Annotated in this window: 14 protein-coding genes; 8 read left to right on the top strand and 6 right to left on the bottom strand. The window is 67.9% G+C overall.

The window, feature by feature from the left end; genetic code table 11:
• Positions 1–52: 52 nt before the first annotated feature.
• From DXK21_RS02125 to DXK21_RS02115, 3 genes are all read right to left on the bottom strand, one after another.
• The gene (locus tag DXK21_RS02125) at positions 53–919 is read right to left on the bottom strand and encodes a 4-(cytidine 5'-diphospho)-2-C-methyl-D-erythritol kinase (protein WP_114816217.1); all 867 of its coding nucleotides are present in this window, start codon (positions 917–919) and stop codon (positions 53–55) included.
• Positions 920–923: 4 nt separating this feature from the next.
• Positions 924–2,807: a tetratricopeptide repeat protein gene (locus DXK21_RS02120; RefSeq protein WP_114816135.1), complete on the bottom strand. Its 1,884-nt coding sequence runs from the start codon at positions 2,805–2,807 to the stop codon at positions 924–926.
• 240 nt (positions 2,808–3,047) lie between these two features.
• On the bottom strand, positions 3,048–4,697 hold the full coding sequence (locus tag DXK21_RS02115) for an electron transfer flavoprotein-ubiquinone oxidoreductase (protein WP_245945070.1): 1,650 nt from the start codon (positions 4,695–4,697) through the stop codon (positions 3,048–3,050).
• A 191-nt stretch (positions 4,698–4,888) separates the two neighbouring features.
• On the opposite strand from DXK21_RS02115, the gene DXK21_RS02110 reads away from it, so the two are divergent.
• Positions 4,889–5,713 carry a uracil-DNA glycosylase gene (locus DXK21_RS02110; protein ID WP_114816133.1) on the top strand — a complete coding sequence of 275 codons (825 nt, stop codon included), beginning with the start codon at positions 4,889–4,891 and terminating at the stop codon, positions 5,711–5,713.
• Between the two features lie 93 nt (positions 5,714–5,806).
• The gene (locus tag DXK21_RS02105; RefSeq protein ID WP_114816132.1) at positions 5,807–7,516 is read left to right on the top strand and encodes a lytic transglycosylase domain-containing protein; all 1,710 of its coding nucleotides are present in this window, start codon (positions 5,807–5,809) and stop codon (positions 7,514–7,516) included.
• Positions 7,517–7,715: 199 nt separating this feature from the next.
• On the opposite strand, the gene DXK21_RS02100 is transcribed toward DXK21_RS02105, so the two are convergent.
• On the bottom strand, positions 7,716–8,372 hold the full coding sequence (locus DXK21_RS02100; protein WP_114816131.1) for a glutathione S-transferase: 657 nt from the start codon (positions 8,370–8,372) through the stop codon (positions 7,716–7,718).
• A 25-nt stretch (positions 8,373–8,397) separates the two neighbouring features.
• Positions 8,398–8,718, bottom strand: coding sequence for a DMT family transporter (locus DXK21_RS02095; RefSeq protein ID WP_114816130.1), 321 nt, complete (start codon positions 8,716–8,718; stop codon positions 8,398–8,400).
• 384 nt (positions 8,719–9,102) lie between these two features.
• Between DXK21_RS02095 and purB the strand changes: the two genes are divergently transcribed.
• From purB to DXK21_RS02075, 4 genes are all read left to right on the top strand, one after another.
• A complete protein-coding gene (purB, locus tag DXK21_RS02090; RefSeq protein WP_114816129.1) occupies positions 9,103–10,404 on the top strand; it encodes an adenylosuccinate lyase in 1,302 nt (433 codons plus the stop codon).
• Positions 10,405–10,409: 5 nt separating this feature from the next.
• Complete coding sequence (locus tag DXK21_RS02085) at positions 10,410–10,922, top strand: DNA-deoxyinosine glycosylase (RefSeq protein ID WP_114816128.1); 513 nt, start codon at positions 10,410–10,412, stop codon at positions 10,920–10,922.
• A 13-nt stretch (positions 10,923–10,935) separates the two neighbouring features.
• Positions 10,936–11,775 (top strand): formyltetrahydrofolate deformylase, encoded by an 840-nt coding sequence (gene purU / locus DXK21_RS02080; RefSeq protein ID WP_114816127.1) that lies wholly within the window; start codon positions 10,936–10,938, stop codon positions 11,773–11,775.
• A 110-nt stretch (positions 11,776–11,885) separates the two neighbouring features.
• Positions 11,886–12,518: a fasciclin domain-containing protein gene (locus DXK21_RS02075; RefSeq protein ID WP_114816126.1), complete on the top strand. Its 633-nt coding sequence runs from the start codon at positions 11,886–11,888 to the stop codon at positions 12,516–12,518.
• Between the two features lie 84 nt (positions 12,519–12,602).
• On the opposite strand, the gene DXK21_RS02070 is transcribed toward DXK21_RS02075, so the two are convergent.
• On the bottom strand, positions 12,603–12,926 hold the full coding sequence (locus tag DXK21_RS02070) for a DUF1476 domain-containing protein (RefSeq protein WP_178823953.1): 324 nt from the start codon (positions 12,924–12,926) through the stop codon (positions 12,603–12,605).
• A 262-nt stretch (positions 12,927–13,188) separates the two neighbouring features.
• Here DXK21_RS02070 and purC point away from each other — a divergent pair, with 262 nt between their 5' ends.
• Both purC and purS read left to right on the top strand, forming a co-directional pair.
• Entirely contained in the window at positions 13,189–13,947 is a 759-nt protein-coding gene (gene purC, locus DXK21_RS02065; RefSeq protein WP_114816124.1) for a phosphoribosylaminoimidazolesuccinocarboxamide synthase, read from the top strand.
• Positions 13,947–14,186: a phosphoribosylformylglycinamidine synthase subunit PurS gene (purS, locus tag DXK21_RS02060; RefSeq protein ID WP_105563084.1), complete on the top strand. Its 240-nt coding sequence runs from the start codon at positions 13,947–13,949 to the stop codon at positions 14,184–14,186. The genes purC and purS overlap by 1 nt, the downstream gene beginning before the upstream one ends.
• Positions 14,187–14,201 lie beyond the last annotated feature (15 nt).

The following is a 14,201-nucleotide window of genomic DNA, read 5'->3' as shown; positions in this document are numbered from 1 at the left end:
GACGCCTGGGTCCCGGATAAGCGCTTCGCGCTTTCCGGGATGACGGCAGAGGTTAGCGAGCTCCGGCCAGCACGCAGGCGCGCCCCCACCAACCGGAGCGTTGCAGCGAGCCAACAGCAAGGCTTGCAGAGGCCGCATCGTCGAACAGACCGAAGACCGTCGCGCCCGAGCCCGACATCCGCGTCAGGCGGCAGCCCGGCGCGGCGCGCATGGCCGACAGCGCCTCGGCTATGCCCGGCGTGACGCGCAGGGCGGGGGCTTCCAGATCATTGCGCTGGCCCTTCAGCCAGTCGATCACGGCGGCAGGCGACCAGTCGGCGGGGCCGTCCGGACAGTCGGCCCCGCCAGCGGGCGCATCGTCATAGGCGCGGTACACCGCCCCCGTGGGCGACGCCAGGCCGGGGTTCAGCAGAACCGCGTGCAGCGGCGGCAGGCGCGGCTCGTCGCGGAGGTCGTCGCCCCTGCCCGTCGCCCAGGCCGGGCGGGCGCGCAGGCACATGGGACCGTCGGCGCCGACCACGCCCGCGACGGCTTCCAGCGCCGCCTCGTCCAGATCGAGGTCCAGCAGTTGCGCCGCCAGCCGGATGGCCGTTCCGGCATCCGCCGAGCCGCCGCCCAGCCCCGCCGCGATGGGCAGTTGCTTGTCCAGCGTCACGGCGACCGGCGGCGCGCCGATCCCGACCGCCTCGCCCAGCGCCCGCAAGCCCCTCAGGATCAGGTTGTCGCCCTCGCCCGCCAGAGCGCCGCCAAACGGGCCGGTGACGGCCAGCGACAGGGCGTCCGCCCGCGTCACCGTCACCGCGTCGCCCACATCGGCGAAGGCGACCAGACTGGCCAGGGGGTGATAGCCGTCGTCCGCCACCGGCCCGACGTGCAGGAAAAGGTTGATCTTGGCCGGAGCCAGGCTGCGCAGCGTCACCGGATCAGTCCGCGACACCCGCGCCGGTGTCGTCGGTCGGGTCCTGACCCAGCTTGTCGCGCAGCTTGGCCTCGACCTCGGCCTTGCGCTCGGCCTCGACCTCCAGCGTCAGGACGCGGTTCCATTGGAAGCCCGCCTCGCGCTGACGCCCCACGGCCCAGTAGGCGTCGCCGAGGTGGTCGTTGATCTCGGCGTTGGCGGGCTCCTTGGCCACGGCCTGTTCCAGGGTTTCCACCGCTGCGTCGAACTGGCCTCGGCGATATTGCGACCAGCCCAGCGAGTCCTGGATATTGCCGTCCGACGGATCGGCGGCGAAGGCGCGGGCGATCATCTCGGCCCCCTGCTCGACCCGCGCGCCGGTGTCGACCCACAGGTAGCCGAGGTAGTTGAGCACGGTCGGGTTGTTCGGCTGCTGCTGAAGCGCGGCCCACAGTTCGGCCTCGGCTTCGGGCTTGCGGCCCAGCGCCTCATAGGCGGCGCCGCGCAGGAAATGCACCTCGAAGCCCTGATCCGCCGTCATCAGCAGCGGCCCGTTCAGAACCGTCAGCGCCTCGTCGAAGCGCTTCATCTGCACCAGCTGCCCGGCCAGCAGATAGGCGATGCTGGCCTCGTTCGGGCGAGCCTCGACGGCGCGGCGCAGTTCGGCCAGAGCCTGTTCGGCCTGCCCGTCCTTTTCGTAGCTGAGCGCGCTCTGCACGCGAGCGGCGGCGTAGAGCTCGACATCCTGTGGCCCGACCTGGGCCAGGGCGGCGCGGGCCGCAGGTTCCAGTTCGGCCTGTTGCAGGGTCTGGCCGATCAGGAAGCGGTTCTCATCGGTGGGATCGAGATTCAGAGCCAGGCGCAGATAGACCACGCCGAACTCCAGCGCGCGCTGGGCGATAATCTGATCGGCGGCGGTCTTCAACGCCAGGGACGCGCCCTGACGATAGTTGGGGGCCGCAGGCGGGCGGCCCTTGGCCAGGACGCGGGCGCGCGCCGCCATGGTGGCGCGGTCGGTGGAACCGGCGGTGACGGCGGCCTCATACTGGACCAGAGCCTCGTCGCGCTTGCCGCGCCGCTCCAGGAACTCGCCGTAGGGCAGACGGAACAGGCGCGAGGCCAGGGCGTGGCTGGTCAGGTCGCGCCATTCGGCGTCGGCCTCGTCATGGCGGCGGCGCAGCTCCAGCAGCCGGGCGCGGTTGGCGCGGGCCACCAGGACGCTGATCGGGTCCAGATCAGTCGGCGGCTGGGCCAGGGCGCGGTCCCAGTCCCCGGCGGCGGCGGCGATCCACGGCTGGACATAAAGGCCCGCGCGGGCATGCGGCTCGCCGATGGGGGCGGCCTTCAGCATGGCGTTGGCGCGGCGGGCGTCGCCGTGAACAAAGGTCTGCACCGCCGCGACCAGACGACCGGCCTGGACGATGACGGGCGAGACGCCCTCGCCTTCCGGCGCGATGCGGGCGGCGACGTCGAGGTCGCCGGCCAAAAGCGAGGCGGTGAAGGCCTGTTCGCGGACGCGGGGCTGTTCGGGGGTCAGGGCCTCGACGCGCGCCAGATAGTCGGCGCCCGCCTCGCTCTCGCCGCTGGTCAGGGCGTTGCGGCCCGCCAAATAGTAGCCGTAGGCGCTGCGCCCCTCGGCGTCGGTCGGGATCGGGGCCCAGGTGGCCGGGATGGGCGGGGTCTCGGGCGTCGCCGGCGCATCAGCGATGATGATTTCGGGGTCTTGGCTGTCGGCGTCAGCCGGGGGCGACGCCTCCGGGGCCGTCGACGGTTCCGCCTCCACCTGAGCGGGCGCAGCGTCGTTCGGCAGCGTCTGCGGCGCCTCCTGCGCCAAGGAGGGCGCGGCGATGCCCAACGCGATCAGCGAGGCGGCGGCGAACAGGGCGGAACGACGGAAGGCAAAGCGCATGGGCGGACCCTTCACGCTTTCCCTTCCGCCCGCAAGATCAGCTTCGCCTCTTGCTGTGGTTTCTCTTTCCTCCCCATTCCATGGGGAGGTGGCGCGGCGCGTCAGCGTCGTGACGGAGGGGGCGACTCCACGGCCGACGTCTGTGTCGCCCCCTCCACCGCGCAGCCTGTCCTTGGGCTCGCCAGAGGCGAGACCCGAGGGCGGTCCCCCTCCCCATGAAATGGGGAGGAAAGGTTCGCCTTACATGTTCGGGTAGTTGGGGCCGCCGCCGCCTTCGGGCGTGGTCCAGACGATGTTCTGCGACGGGTCCTTGATGTCGCAGGTTTTGCAGTGGACGCAGTTCTGGGCGTTGATCTGGAAGCGCGGGTTCTGGCCCTGCTCGTCGGTCAGCACCTCATAGACGCCCGCCGGGCAATAGAGCCGCGCCGGTTCGCCGTACTTGGGCAGGTTGACGTTGATCGGCACGCTGGGGTCCAGCAGCTTCAGGTGGGCCGGCTGATCCTCGGCGTGGTTGGTGTTCGAAATGAAGACCGACGACAGCTTGTCGAACGACAGCTTGCCGTCCGGCTTGGGATAGGTGATCGGCTTGAAGTCCTTGGCCAGGCCGGTCGAGGCTGCGTCCGTCTTGGTGTGCCTCATGGTGCCGAAGACCGAGAAGCCGCCGGTCAGGTGGTTGACCCACATGTCGAACATGCTGACCGCCCCGCCCATCATGGTGCCCAGCTTGGACAGCATGGGCTTGGCGTTACGGACGACCTTCAGCTCCTTATAGACCCACGACGTCTTGTAGGCGGCCTCATAGGCCTCCAGCACGTCGCCCGCGCGGCCTGCGATCACGGCCTCATAGGCGGCGTCGGCGGCCAGCATGCCCGTCTTCATGGCGTTGTGGCTGCCCTTGATGCGCGGCACGTTCACGAAGCCCGCCGAGCAGCCGATCAGGGCGCCGCCGGGGAAGGCCAGCTTGGGCACCGACTGGAAACCGCCCTCGGTGATGGCGCGAGCGCCGTAGGAGATGCGGGTGCCGCCCTCCAGATGCTCGGCGATGGCCGGGTGGTGCTTGAACTGCTGGAACTCGTCGAACGGCGACAGATAGGGGTTCTGATAGTTCAGGTGCACGACGAAGCCGACGGACACGTAGCGGTCGCCGAAGTGGTACAGGAACGATCCGCCGCCGGTCTTGTCGTCCAGCGGCCAGCCGGTCGTGTGCTGGACCAGGCCGGGCTGGTGCTTCTCGGCCGGGATCTGCCACAGCTCCTTTAGGCCGATGCCGAACTTCTGCGGGTCCGAGTTCGCCGTCAGGTCGTGGCGGGCCATGATGGTCTTGGCCAGCGAGCCGCGCACGCCCTCGGCGATGAAGACATACTTGCCGTGAAGTTCCAGACCGGGCTGGAAGTCGCCGGTCGGCTTGCCCTCGCGGTCGATGCCGAAGACGCCGGCGACGACGCCCTTAACGCGGCCCGACGGTTCATCCCAGACGACATGGCTGGCGGCCATGCCGGGATAGACCTCGACCCCCAGGGCCTCGGCCTGCTCGCCCAGCCAGCGCGACACATTACCCAGGGAGGCGATGTAGCAGCCGTGGTTGTGCATGAAGGGCGGCATGGCGAACATCGGCAGCGAGGCCTGACCCTGCGGACCCAGCACCAGGAACTTGTCTTTTGTGACGGGCGTCTCCAGCGGGGCGCCGCGTTCCTTCCAGTCGGGGAAAAGCTCGTTCAGGGCTTTGGGATCGATCACGGCGCCCGACAGGATATGGCCGCCGATCTCTGCGGATTTCTCCAGCACGGCGACCGAAATCTCTTTTCCGTCCTTCTCGGCGCGCTGCTTCAGGCGGATGGCGGCGGACAGGCCGGCGGGGCCGCCGCCGACGATGACGACGTCGTATTCCATGACCTCGCGCTCGACGCCTTCCAGCGCTTCCGCCGGCGGCAGCTTGTCGATGACGGCTTCCTGCCACGCGTTGATCGCGCCGCCTTCGATCGCTTGCTCGCCCATGATCCCCTGAATCCTCGTTATCGTCGTGGTTATCCGTCTTATCGTGAGGTGACGCAGCGGCGGTCAAGGCTTATCCCTGTCACGGAATGACGCCCCAGCCCCTCGACACCGCCGCAACCGAAGCCCTGCTCGCCTTCTGGCGCGATGCGGGGGTGGACGCCTGCTATCTGGACGCGCCGGTCGACCGCACCGTCTTTGTCGCCCCGCCCGCGCCACAGATGCTGCAAAAGGCCTCGGCCACGGTCACGGCCCTGCATGGGGGCCAGCACGGGGGAATGTCCAGCGCGGACGCGGTCGCCGAGGCGCGTCGCCTGGCCGCCGCCGCGACGACCATGGACGAACTGGCGGAGGCGGTCGCCGCCTTCGAGGGCTGCCCCCTGCGGGCCATGGGGGCCAAGCAGGCGGTGTTCGCGCGCGGCAATCCCAGGGGCTCGATCCTGCTGATCGGCGAATCGCCCGGCGAGACCGAAGACCTGCGCGGCGAACCCTTCGTCGGCCAGGCGGGGCAACTGCTGGACCGGATGCTGGCGGCGGCGGGTCTGGCCGATCAAGCCTTCATGACCAACACCGTCTTCTGGAAGCCGCCCGGCAACCGCCTGCCGACGCCGCAGGAGCAGGCGGTCTGCGCCCCCTTCCTGGAACGTGCCTTTGCTCTGATGCAGCCCAGGGCCGTGCTTCTGGTCGGGGCGGCGGCGGCGAAATCGGTGCTGAACACCGAGGAAGGCCTGATGAAGATTCGCGGCCAGTGGCGCGAATGGCGGCTCGACGACGGGACGGCGGCGGCCCCCGCCATCGTCACCCTGCACCCCGCCTTCCTGCTGCGTCAGCCCCAGGCCAAGCGGGTCGCCTGGGCCGACATCCTGTCCCTGGCGGCGCGTCTGGATACGGCGCAGGTTGAGCCTGCTGTCTGATTCAGGCATGGTTAGCGGCTGACGACCAGTCCACAGAGCGCTGACAATCCCGGCACGATACGGGAGCCGCGCCGACGAAGGGGGCCGCCGCGTATGTACCTTTTCCGCCGCGCGGCTCTCGCGCCTCTCCTTGCTGCTACGCTCTGCGCCACGGTTGCGCCTGCCGCCCTGGCCCGTGAAGGGGGCGGAGCTGACAGCGGGGCTGATGGCGGCGGGACGGCCTATGTCGGCAATGACTCCGATAGAACCCCCACGGCCCTGAGCAGTTCCGATCGGCTCAGCTACACCACCGCCTTCGACGCCCTGCGGCGCGGCGATCTGGAGCTGGCCCGCGCCTCTGCACGGCAGGCCCAGGACCGCGTCCTGCTGGGCCAGGTCGAGTTCGAGCGCCTGTTCCATCCCACCCATGTCGCGACCTATGACGAGCTGGCGGCCTGGTTGGAGACCTATTCCGACCTGCCGATGGCGCCCCGCGTCTATACCCTGGCCATGCGGCGCCTACCCGACGGCGCGCCCGAGCCCAAGCGTCCCGGCAACCTGCTGGAGCGGACCTGGGCCAGCGTGACCGGCGCCAGGGACGGCGGCGTGACCGATCCGGCCAAGGCCGCCCGCGTGGCGCTGAACAACGACGACCTGGCCGGCGCCTATCGCACCGGGGCCGAGATGGGCGACTGGTGGAGCGCAGGGCTGGCCGCCTGGCGCCTGCATCAGTTTTCCGACGCCTTCCGCGCCTTCGAGCGCGTGGCTCAGGACCCGACCGAGGACCCCTGGGTCCGCGCCGGCGCCGCCTTCTGGACCGCGCGCGCCGCCGCCCAGTCGGGACGTCAGGACAAGGTGGCCGAAAACCTGCGCCTGGCCGCGCGCTGGCCCGCCACCTTCTATGGTCAGATCGCCCTGCGCCAGCTGGGCGAAGAGCCGGTGATCGAGAACATGGGACCGCGCGCCTATGGCGCCGCGCTGCAACGCGCCAGCCTGACGCCTGAGCCGGCCGGCGTAGACGCCCGCGAACTGAACGCCTTCATCCGCTCGGACGAGACCGCGCGGCGCACGGTCGCCCTCTATGAAGTCGGGCGCCGCAACGAAGCCGAAGAATCCGCCCGCACCGGGATGCGCTCAGCCGGCGACGACAGCGCCCGGCGCCTGTGGGCCGGCCTTTATCGCACCGTGGCCCCCAATCGCGCGGCCCAGTCCGAGGCCAGCCGCATCGACGCCACCCGCTATCCCATGCCGGTGCTGGAGCCCGAGGGCGGCTTCACCATCGAGAAGGCGCTGGTCTACGCCATCGCGCGCAAGGAAACCGACTTCAACGCCAGCGCCCGTTCGGGGGCCGGCGCCTATGGCATGATGCAGGTCATGCCGACGACCGCCGCCCATATGACCGGGGATCAGGGCTATGTGCGCAATCCCGAGCGGCTGTACGTCCCGGCCACCAATCTGAAGCTGGGTCAGGACTATGTGAACCGCCTGTTCCAGATGGAAGCCTTCCAGGGCGACCTGCTGAAGGCCGTGGCCTCCTACAACGCCGGGCCGGGGCCGATGCTGGCGGCGGTGCGCAAGCTGGGGCCGGACGCCGATCCCCTGCTGCTGATCGAGACCATCGACGTGCCTCAGGCCCGCGAATACGTGGAAAAGGTCGTGGCCGCCTATTGGATCTATCAGCGAATGCTGGGCGCGCCGCTGAACACGCTGGACGCCGTGGCCTCGGGCGCCAAGGCCGTGCCGATCCGTCTGGACTATGTGGCCCCGCCGCCGACTGGACCGATGCAGGTGGCCGAGGCCGCCCCGGTCGCCGGTACGCGCTAGAGCTAGAGTCGCGTCAGACCACGCTGGACAACAGCATGGCCCAGACAAAGGCGAAGGCCAGAGCCGCCAGGAAATAGCCCCGCGCTGTCCTGCCCCAGTTGGTATTCCGGCTGATCGTCCGCATCGCCCATCCCCCACGGCCAGACGCCGTGAAGGCAGAATGTAACATCACTCGTTAATCGCCGGTTTTCGGCCAAGCTTAAGCGGCGTTAGCCAGAGCCAGCCGCTGCCATTCCTCGAAATCTGGTTGGGCCAGCAGAGCCTCGACATAGGTCCGGGCGACGCCGTCCGCATCGCCATGCCCGCTCAGGTCGATCTGATAATGGCGCACCCGCGCCGCGACGGGGGTGAAGAAGGCGTCGGCGATCGACCAGTCGCCGAACAGCCAGGGACCGTCGGCGCCGAAGCGGCTGCGCATCTGCCGCCACAACTCGACCAGCCGCGCCAGATCCCGATCCAGCGCCGGATCGGACGGCGTCTCGGCCCGCGCCGCCCCGGCCATCGGATGATCCGGCCCCATGCCGCACAGATCGCGCAAGGCCATAAAGCCAGAGTGCATCTCGGCCGTCGCCGAACGGGCCAGCGCCCGCGCGGTCGGATCAACCGGCCACAGCTGCGCCTCGGGATAGTGTTCCGCCGCCCATTCGCTGATCGACAGCGTGTCCCAGATCGTCTCGCCGTCGACCTTGAGCAGGGGCACGAAGCCCGACGGCGAAAGACGACGCAACTCGGCCTTCTGCGCGTCGGTGCGATAGGAGACCTCGCGGGTCGTGAACGCGGCCCCCGCGCGTTTCAGCACCAGCCAGGGCCTCAACGACCAGGTGGAATAGAGACGCGGTCCGATGATCAGTTCCATGGCGAGGCTCCCTATGCGCTCGCCATCAATGGCTGGAGGACAGCTTCAGCACAACCAGGCCCGAGATGATCAGCACCGCGCCCGCGATCCGCATGGGGGTGATCGGCTCGCCCAGCACCGCGATGCCGACCACGAAGGCCCCGACCGCGCCGATGCCGGTCCAGATCACATAGGCCGTGCCCAGCGGCAGGGTCTTCATCGCCATCGACAACAGGCCGAAGCTGATGATCATGAAGACGATGGTGCCGACCGTCTGCCACGGCTTTGAAAACCCGTCCGACGCCTTCATCAGGAAGGCCCAGACGATCTCGAACAGACCGGCGAACAGAAGAAGAATCCAGGCCATGACAGTCTCCCTTGCATGGCGAGCCGGGTCGTCCCGGCGGTCATGCCCTGAAAGGGAGAGGTCGTCCTCTGAGGCCCCCTATCTGGGACAAGGGGGCCAGAAGTCAATGGCTGCTCTTTCCTCCCCATTCCATGGGGAGGGGGGGGGACCGCCCCCGGGTCTCGCCTTCGGCGAGCCTGAGGACAGGCTATGCGGTGGAGGGGGCGGCGCAAACGTCCCCCGTCGAGACGCCCCCTCCGTCACGTCGCCTTCGCCGCCGCGCCCGTCGTCCAGGCGCCTCCGACGCCTGTTCCTCCACCCCATCGCTGCGCGACAGGGAGGAAAGACGCAAGTTTGCCCGGTGAACCTTGACTCCCCGCCCTTCCCGCACGACACGACCGATCCATGATCACGCGCTATACCCGCCCCGAAGCCGTCGCCATCTGGTCGCAAGAGACCAAGTACAAGATCTGGTTCGAGATCGAGGCCCATGCGGCCACCAAGATGGCCGAACTGGGGGTGATCCCTCAGGACGCCGCCGACGCCATCTGGGCCAAGGGCAAGGACGTGACCTTCGACGCCGACCGCATCGACGAGATCGAACGCACCACCAAGCACGACGTCATCGCCTTCCTGACCCATGTGTCGGAAATCGTCGGCGAGGAAGCCCGCTTCCTGCACCAGGGCATGACCTCCTCGGACGTGCTGGACACCTGTTTCGCGGTGCAGCTGGCGCGCTCGACCGACCTGCTGCTGGGCGGCGTCGACCGCGTCCTGGCCGCGCTGGAAGTCCGCGCCAAGGAACACAAATACACCCCGACCGTGGGTCGCTCGCACGGCATCCACGCCGAGCCCGTGACCTTCGGCCTGAAGCTGGCCGGCTATCACGCCGAGTTCCAGCGCGCCAAGCGCCGCCTGATCACGGCCCGCGAGGAAATCGCCACCTGCGCCATCTCGGGCGCCGTCGGCACCTTCGCCAACGTCGATCCGGCGGTTGAGCAGTACGTCGCCGACAAGATGGGCCTGGCCGTCGAGCCGGTCTCGACCCAGGTCATCCCGCGCGACCGTCACGCCGCCTACTTCGCCGCCCTTGGCGTGGTCGCCTCGTCGATCGAGCGGCTGGCCGTGGAGATCCGCCACCTGCAGCGCACCGAAGTCCTCGAAGCCGAGGAGTTCTTCGACAAGGGCCAGAAGGGCTCGTCGGCCATGCCGCACAAGCGCAACCCGATCCTGACCGAGAACCTGACCGGCCTGGCCCGTCTGGTCCGCTCGGCGGTCGTCCCGGCGATGGAGAACGTCGCCCTGTGGCACGAGCGCGACATCAGCCACTCCTCGGTCGAGCGCGGCATCGGCCCCGACGCCACGGTCCATCTGGACTTCGCCCTTCACCGTCTGGCGGGGGTGATCGAGCGCCTGAACGTCTATCCCGAGAACATGCAGAAGAACATCGACCGCCTGGGCGGTCTGGTGCATTCGCAACGGGTCATGCTGGCCCTGACCCAGGCCGGCGTGTCGCGTGAAGACGCCTATGCCGCGGTTCAGGAGAACGCCATGAAGGTCTGGCGCGGCGAAGGCGCCTTCCTCGACTTCCTCAAGGCCGACGCCCGCGTCACCCTGCCCGCCGATCAGCTGGAAGCCCTGTTCGACCTCGGCTACCACACCAAGAACGTCGACGTGGTGTTCAAGCGGGTCTTCGGCGAGGGCTGAGACCCTTGCCTGCGGTTGGGCGGTCGGTCGGCTTCGATCCTGTCGTCGACGACCGCACCCGCATCCTGATCCTGGGCAGCCTGCCGGGCGACGCCTCGCTGAAGGCGGCCCAGTACTACGCCCATCCGCGCAACGGCTTCTGGCCCCTGATCGGCGGGCTGCTGGGCGAGGGTCTGACCGCACTGCCCTATGAGCAAAGGCTGGATCGTCTGAAGGCGCATGGCGTCGGGCTGTGGGACGTCATCGCCTCGGCGGAGCGATCCGGCAGTCTGGACGCCGCCATACGCTCGCCAAAGGCCGCCGACCTGCGCGGTCTGATCACCGCCCTGCCCGGCTTGCGCGCCGTGGCCTTCAACGGCGGGCTGGCGGCGAAGCTGGGGCGGCGCATTCTGGCCGATCTGCCCGATCTGGACCAGGTCGCCCTGATCGACCTGCCGTCCTCAAGCCCGACGCACGCAATATCCTTGTCGGCAAAGGCGGAAAGCTGGGCCATACTGAGCGACTTCCTTCCCGAATAAGTCGGCCCGCTCGATGATTCTGACCCTATCCTGCCCTGACCGCCACGGCATCGTGGCGGCCGTCTCCGCCTTTCTGCTGGAGCGAGACGCCAATATTTCCGACGCTCAGCAGTTCGGCGACGCCCTGAGCGGCTACTTCTTCATGCGCGTGGTGTTCGAGCCGATGGAAGGCGACGCCGAGGACGCGATCCGCGCCGCCTTCACGCCGCTGGCCCTGCAGTTCGACATGGACTGGACCCTGCGCGGGCCGGAGCCGCGCAAGGTGATGATCCTGACCTCGCGGTTCGATCACTGCCTGGCGGACCTGCTGTACCGCTGGCGCATCGACGAACTGCCGATGCAGGTGACGGCGATCGTGTCCAATCACCCGCGCGACATGATCGGCCACGTCGATCTGGGCGACCTGCCCTTCCACCACCTGCCCATGAGCGGCGACAAGACGTCCCAGGAGGCCCAGTTGCTGGCCCTGATCGAGGCGACAGGCACGGAGCTGGTGGTGCTGGCGCGCTATATGCAGATCCTGTCGGACGACCTGACGGCGCATCTGGCGGGGCGCTGTATCAATATCCACCACTCCTTCCTGCCGGGCTTCAAGGGGGCCAAGCCCTATCATCAGGCCCATGCGCGCGGGGTGAAGGTGATCGGCGCCACGGCCCACTATGTCACCGCCGACTTGGACGAAGGCCCCATCATCGAACAGGACGTGGAGCGCATCAGCCACCGCGACGCCCCCGCCGATCTGATCCGCAAGGGCCGGGACATCGAACGCCGCGTTCTGGCGCGGGCGGTGTCGCATCACCTGCACGACCGCATTCTGATGCACGACGGCAAGACAGTCGTCTTCGCCGACTAGGTTCAATCGTGATCACGCGCCGCGCCGGATAATTTGAACCATTTGGCCTGCTCGACCGTAGTTCTCCCCGACCCGCCGCCCCTTCGAGCGGCTGTCGATGGAGAGACGACATGAAGATGATCCGTACCGCCAGCTTCGCTACCGTATCCGCCGCCGCCCTGCTGACGCTGGCCGCCTGCGGCAACAATGAAACCAAGGTCGAGAAGGCGCCGGCCGACGCCATGCCGGCCGATTCGGCCGCAATGGCGCCTGTGACCACCGATCCCATGGTCGGCGGCGTGGCCATGAGCCCTGCCGACAACATCGTCACCAACGCCGCCAAGGCGCCCAACCTGACCACCCTGGTCGCCGCCGTTCAGGCCGCGGGCCTGGCCACGACCCTGCAAGGCCCCGGCCCCTTCACCGTCTTCGCCCCTGACAATGCGGCGTTCGAGAAGATCCCGGCCGCCACGCGCACCAGCCTGATGGAGCCGGCCCAGAAGGCGGCCCTGACCAAGATCCTGACCTATCACGTCGTGCCCGGTCGCCTGACCGCCGCCGACATCGCCGCCGAAGCCCAGAAGGGCGGCGGCACCGCCACCCTGACCACGGTTCAGGGCGAGAAGCTGATGGTCAAGGACGCCGGCGGCGGCAAGTGGACCATCACCGACGCCAAGGGCGGAACCTCGACCATCACCCAGGCCGACGTCGGCCAGTCGAACGGCGTGGTCCACGTCATCGACACGGTGCTGATGCCGAAATAATCGCGGCGACAGCCTGAAATAGAAGAAGGGCCGCTGCCATATCCGGCAGCGGCCCTTCTGAATTCGGTCGGTTGGAACCGAGACCTATTCGCCGGCGCGGATCTGTTCGCGGGCGATCGAGGCCAGTTCGTCCATCTTGGAGCGAAGTTCGCCCTCGGACACCGTCAGGCCCGAGCCCTTGAAGTCGCCGGCGACCTTGCGGAAGACGTCTTCCTCGCCCGGCTGCTCGAAGTCGGCGCGGACCACGGCGGCGGCGTATTGCTCGGCGCTGTCGGTCGACAGGCCCATCTTCTCGGCCGCCCACAGGCCCAGCATCTTGTTACGACGCGCGATGGCCTTGAACTCTTGTTCCTGATCGAGGGCGTACTTGGACTCGTAGCCCTTTTCCCGATCGTCGAAGGTCGTCATGCGCGTAGTCACTCCAGTGGCGGACGGAATTGGGGTCCGCATCGCCGTCTATAGCCCCCTCGCCTGCGAACGCAACTGGACTCGCGGTCGCGGTTCTGACGCTGCGTTACAGGAGGATATTTGTGTCACAGACGCCCTTCGGTTAAAGGGCGTGCGATCTTATATACCCGTCGTCGATTCAGGATCGCGCCGCCCACAGCCGCCGGGCCGCGCGTTTTTCGTTTTGAGGACAGTCTGTTTTCTTCCCTCTCGGGACACGACCATGAATTCCAAGCGCAAGAAGATCTACGAGGGCAAGGCCAAGATCCTGTACGAGGGTCCCGAGCCGGGCACGCTGATCCAGTATTTCAAGGACGACGCGACCGCCTTCAACGCCCAGAAAAAGGCCGTGCTGGAAGGCAAGGGCGTGATCAACAACCGCATCAGCGAGTTCGTCATGTCGCGCCTGAACGGCATCGGCGTGACCAACCACTTCATCAAGCGTCTGAACCTGCGCGAGCAGCTGATCCGCGAAGTCGAGATCATTCCGCTGGAAGTCGTCTGCCGCAACGTCGTCGCCGGCTCGCTGGCCACCCGTCTGGGCCAGGAAGAGGGCACCGCCCTGCCCCGTTCGATCATCGAATTCTACTACAAGAAGGATGAGTTGAACGACCCGATGGTGACGGAAGAGCACATCACGGCCTTCAACTGGGCCACGACCCAGGAGCTGGACGACATCCTGGCCATGACCGTCCGCGTCAACGACTACCTGTGCGGCATGTTCGGCGCCGTCGGCATCACCCTGGTGGACTTCAAGATCGAGTTCGGCCGGGTGTGGGAAAACGACTTCGCCCGCGTCATCCTGGCCGACGAGATCAGCCCGGATAGCTGCCGGCTGTGGGACACCGCCACCGGCGAGAAGCTGGACAAGGACCGCTTCCGTCGCGACATGGGCGACGTCATCGAAAGCTACACCGAGGTGGCCCGCCGCCTCGGCATCATGAAGGACATGCCGACCGTGATCCAAGGAGGACTGCACTAATGGCCAAGGTGAAGGTTCACGTCTTCCTCAAGCCCGGCGTTCTGGACGTTCAGGGCAAGGCCGTCGAAGGCGCCCTGCAAGGTTTGGGCTGGGCCGGCGTCGCCAACGCCCGCGTCGGCAAGATGATCGAGTTCGACCTCGATGACAGCGTGTCCGACAAGGAAGCCGAGGTGAAGCGCATGTGCGACACCCTGCTGGCCAACACGGTCATCGAAAGCTACCGGATCGAAGTGGCGTAAGGCCGCGACAATCTG

Source organism: Brevundimonas bullata, from assembly GCF_003350205.1.
Lineage (GTDB): Bacteria > Pseudomonadota > Alphaproteobacteria > Caulobacterales > Caulobacteraceae > Brevundimonas > Brevundimonas bullata.
The sequence above is the reverse complement of the archived record's forward strand: the minus strand, read 5'-3'. Positions and strand labels throughout refer to the sequence as shown.

Excerpts from the sequence above, each read along its gene's own strand:
- DXK21_RS02120 (WP_114816135.1), bottom strand. The coding sequence starts at position 2,807 with ATGCGCTTTGCCTTCCGTCGTTCCGCCCTGTTCGCCGCCGCCTCGCTG.
- DXK21_RS02115 (WP_245945070.1), bottom strand. The coding sequence starts at position 4,697 with ATGGAATACGACGTCGTCATCGTCGGCGGCGGCCCCGCCGGCCTGTCC.
- DXK21_RS02110 (WP_114816133.1), top strand. The coding sequence starts at position 4,889 with ATGACGCCCCAGCCCCTCGACACCGCCGCAACCGAAGCCCTGCTCGCC.
- DXK21_RS02105 (WP_114816132.1), top strand. The coding sequence starts at position 5,807 with ATGTACCTTTTCCGCCGCGCGGCTCTCGCGCCTCTCCTTGCTGCTACG.
- DXK21_RS02100 (WP_114816131.1), bottom strand. The coding sequence starts at position 8,372 with ATGGAACTGATCATCGGACCGCGTCTCTATTCCACCTGGTCGTTGAGG.
- DXK21_RS02095 (WP_114816130.1), bottom strand. The coding sequence starts at position 8,718 with ATGGCCTGGATTCTTCTTCTGTTCGCCGGTCTGTTCGAGATCGTCTGG.
- purB (WP_114816129.1), top strand. The coding sequence starts at position 9,103 with ATGATCACGCGCTATACCCGCCCCGAAGCCGTCGCCATCTGGTCGCAA.
- purU (WP_114816127.1), top strand. The coding sequence starts at position 10,936 with ATGATTCTGACCCTATCCTGCCCTGACCGCCACGGCATCGTGGCGGCC.
- DXK21_RS02075 (WP_114816126.1), top strand. The coding sequence starts at position 11,886 with ATGAAGATGATCCGTACCGCCAGCTTCGCTACCGTATCCGCCGCCGCC.
- DXK21_RS02070 (WP_178823953.1), bottom strand. The coding sequence starts at position 12,926 with ATGACGACCTTCGACGATCGGGAAAAGGGCTACGAGTCCAAGTACGCC.
- purC (WP_114816124.1), top strand. The coding sequence starts at position 13,189 with ATGAATTCCAAGCGCAAGAAGATCTACGAGGGCAAGGCCAAGATCCTG.
- purS (WP_105563084.1), top strand. The coding sequence starts at position 13,947 with ATGGCCAAGGTGAAGGTTCACGTCTTCCTCAAGCCCGGCGTTCTGGAC.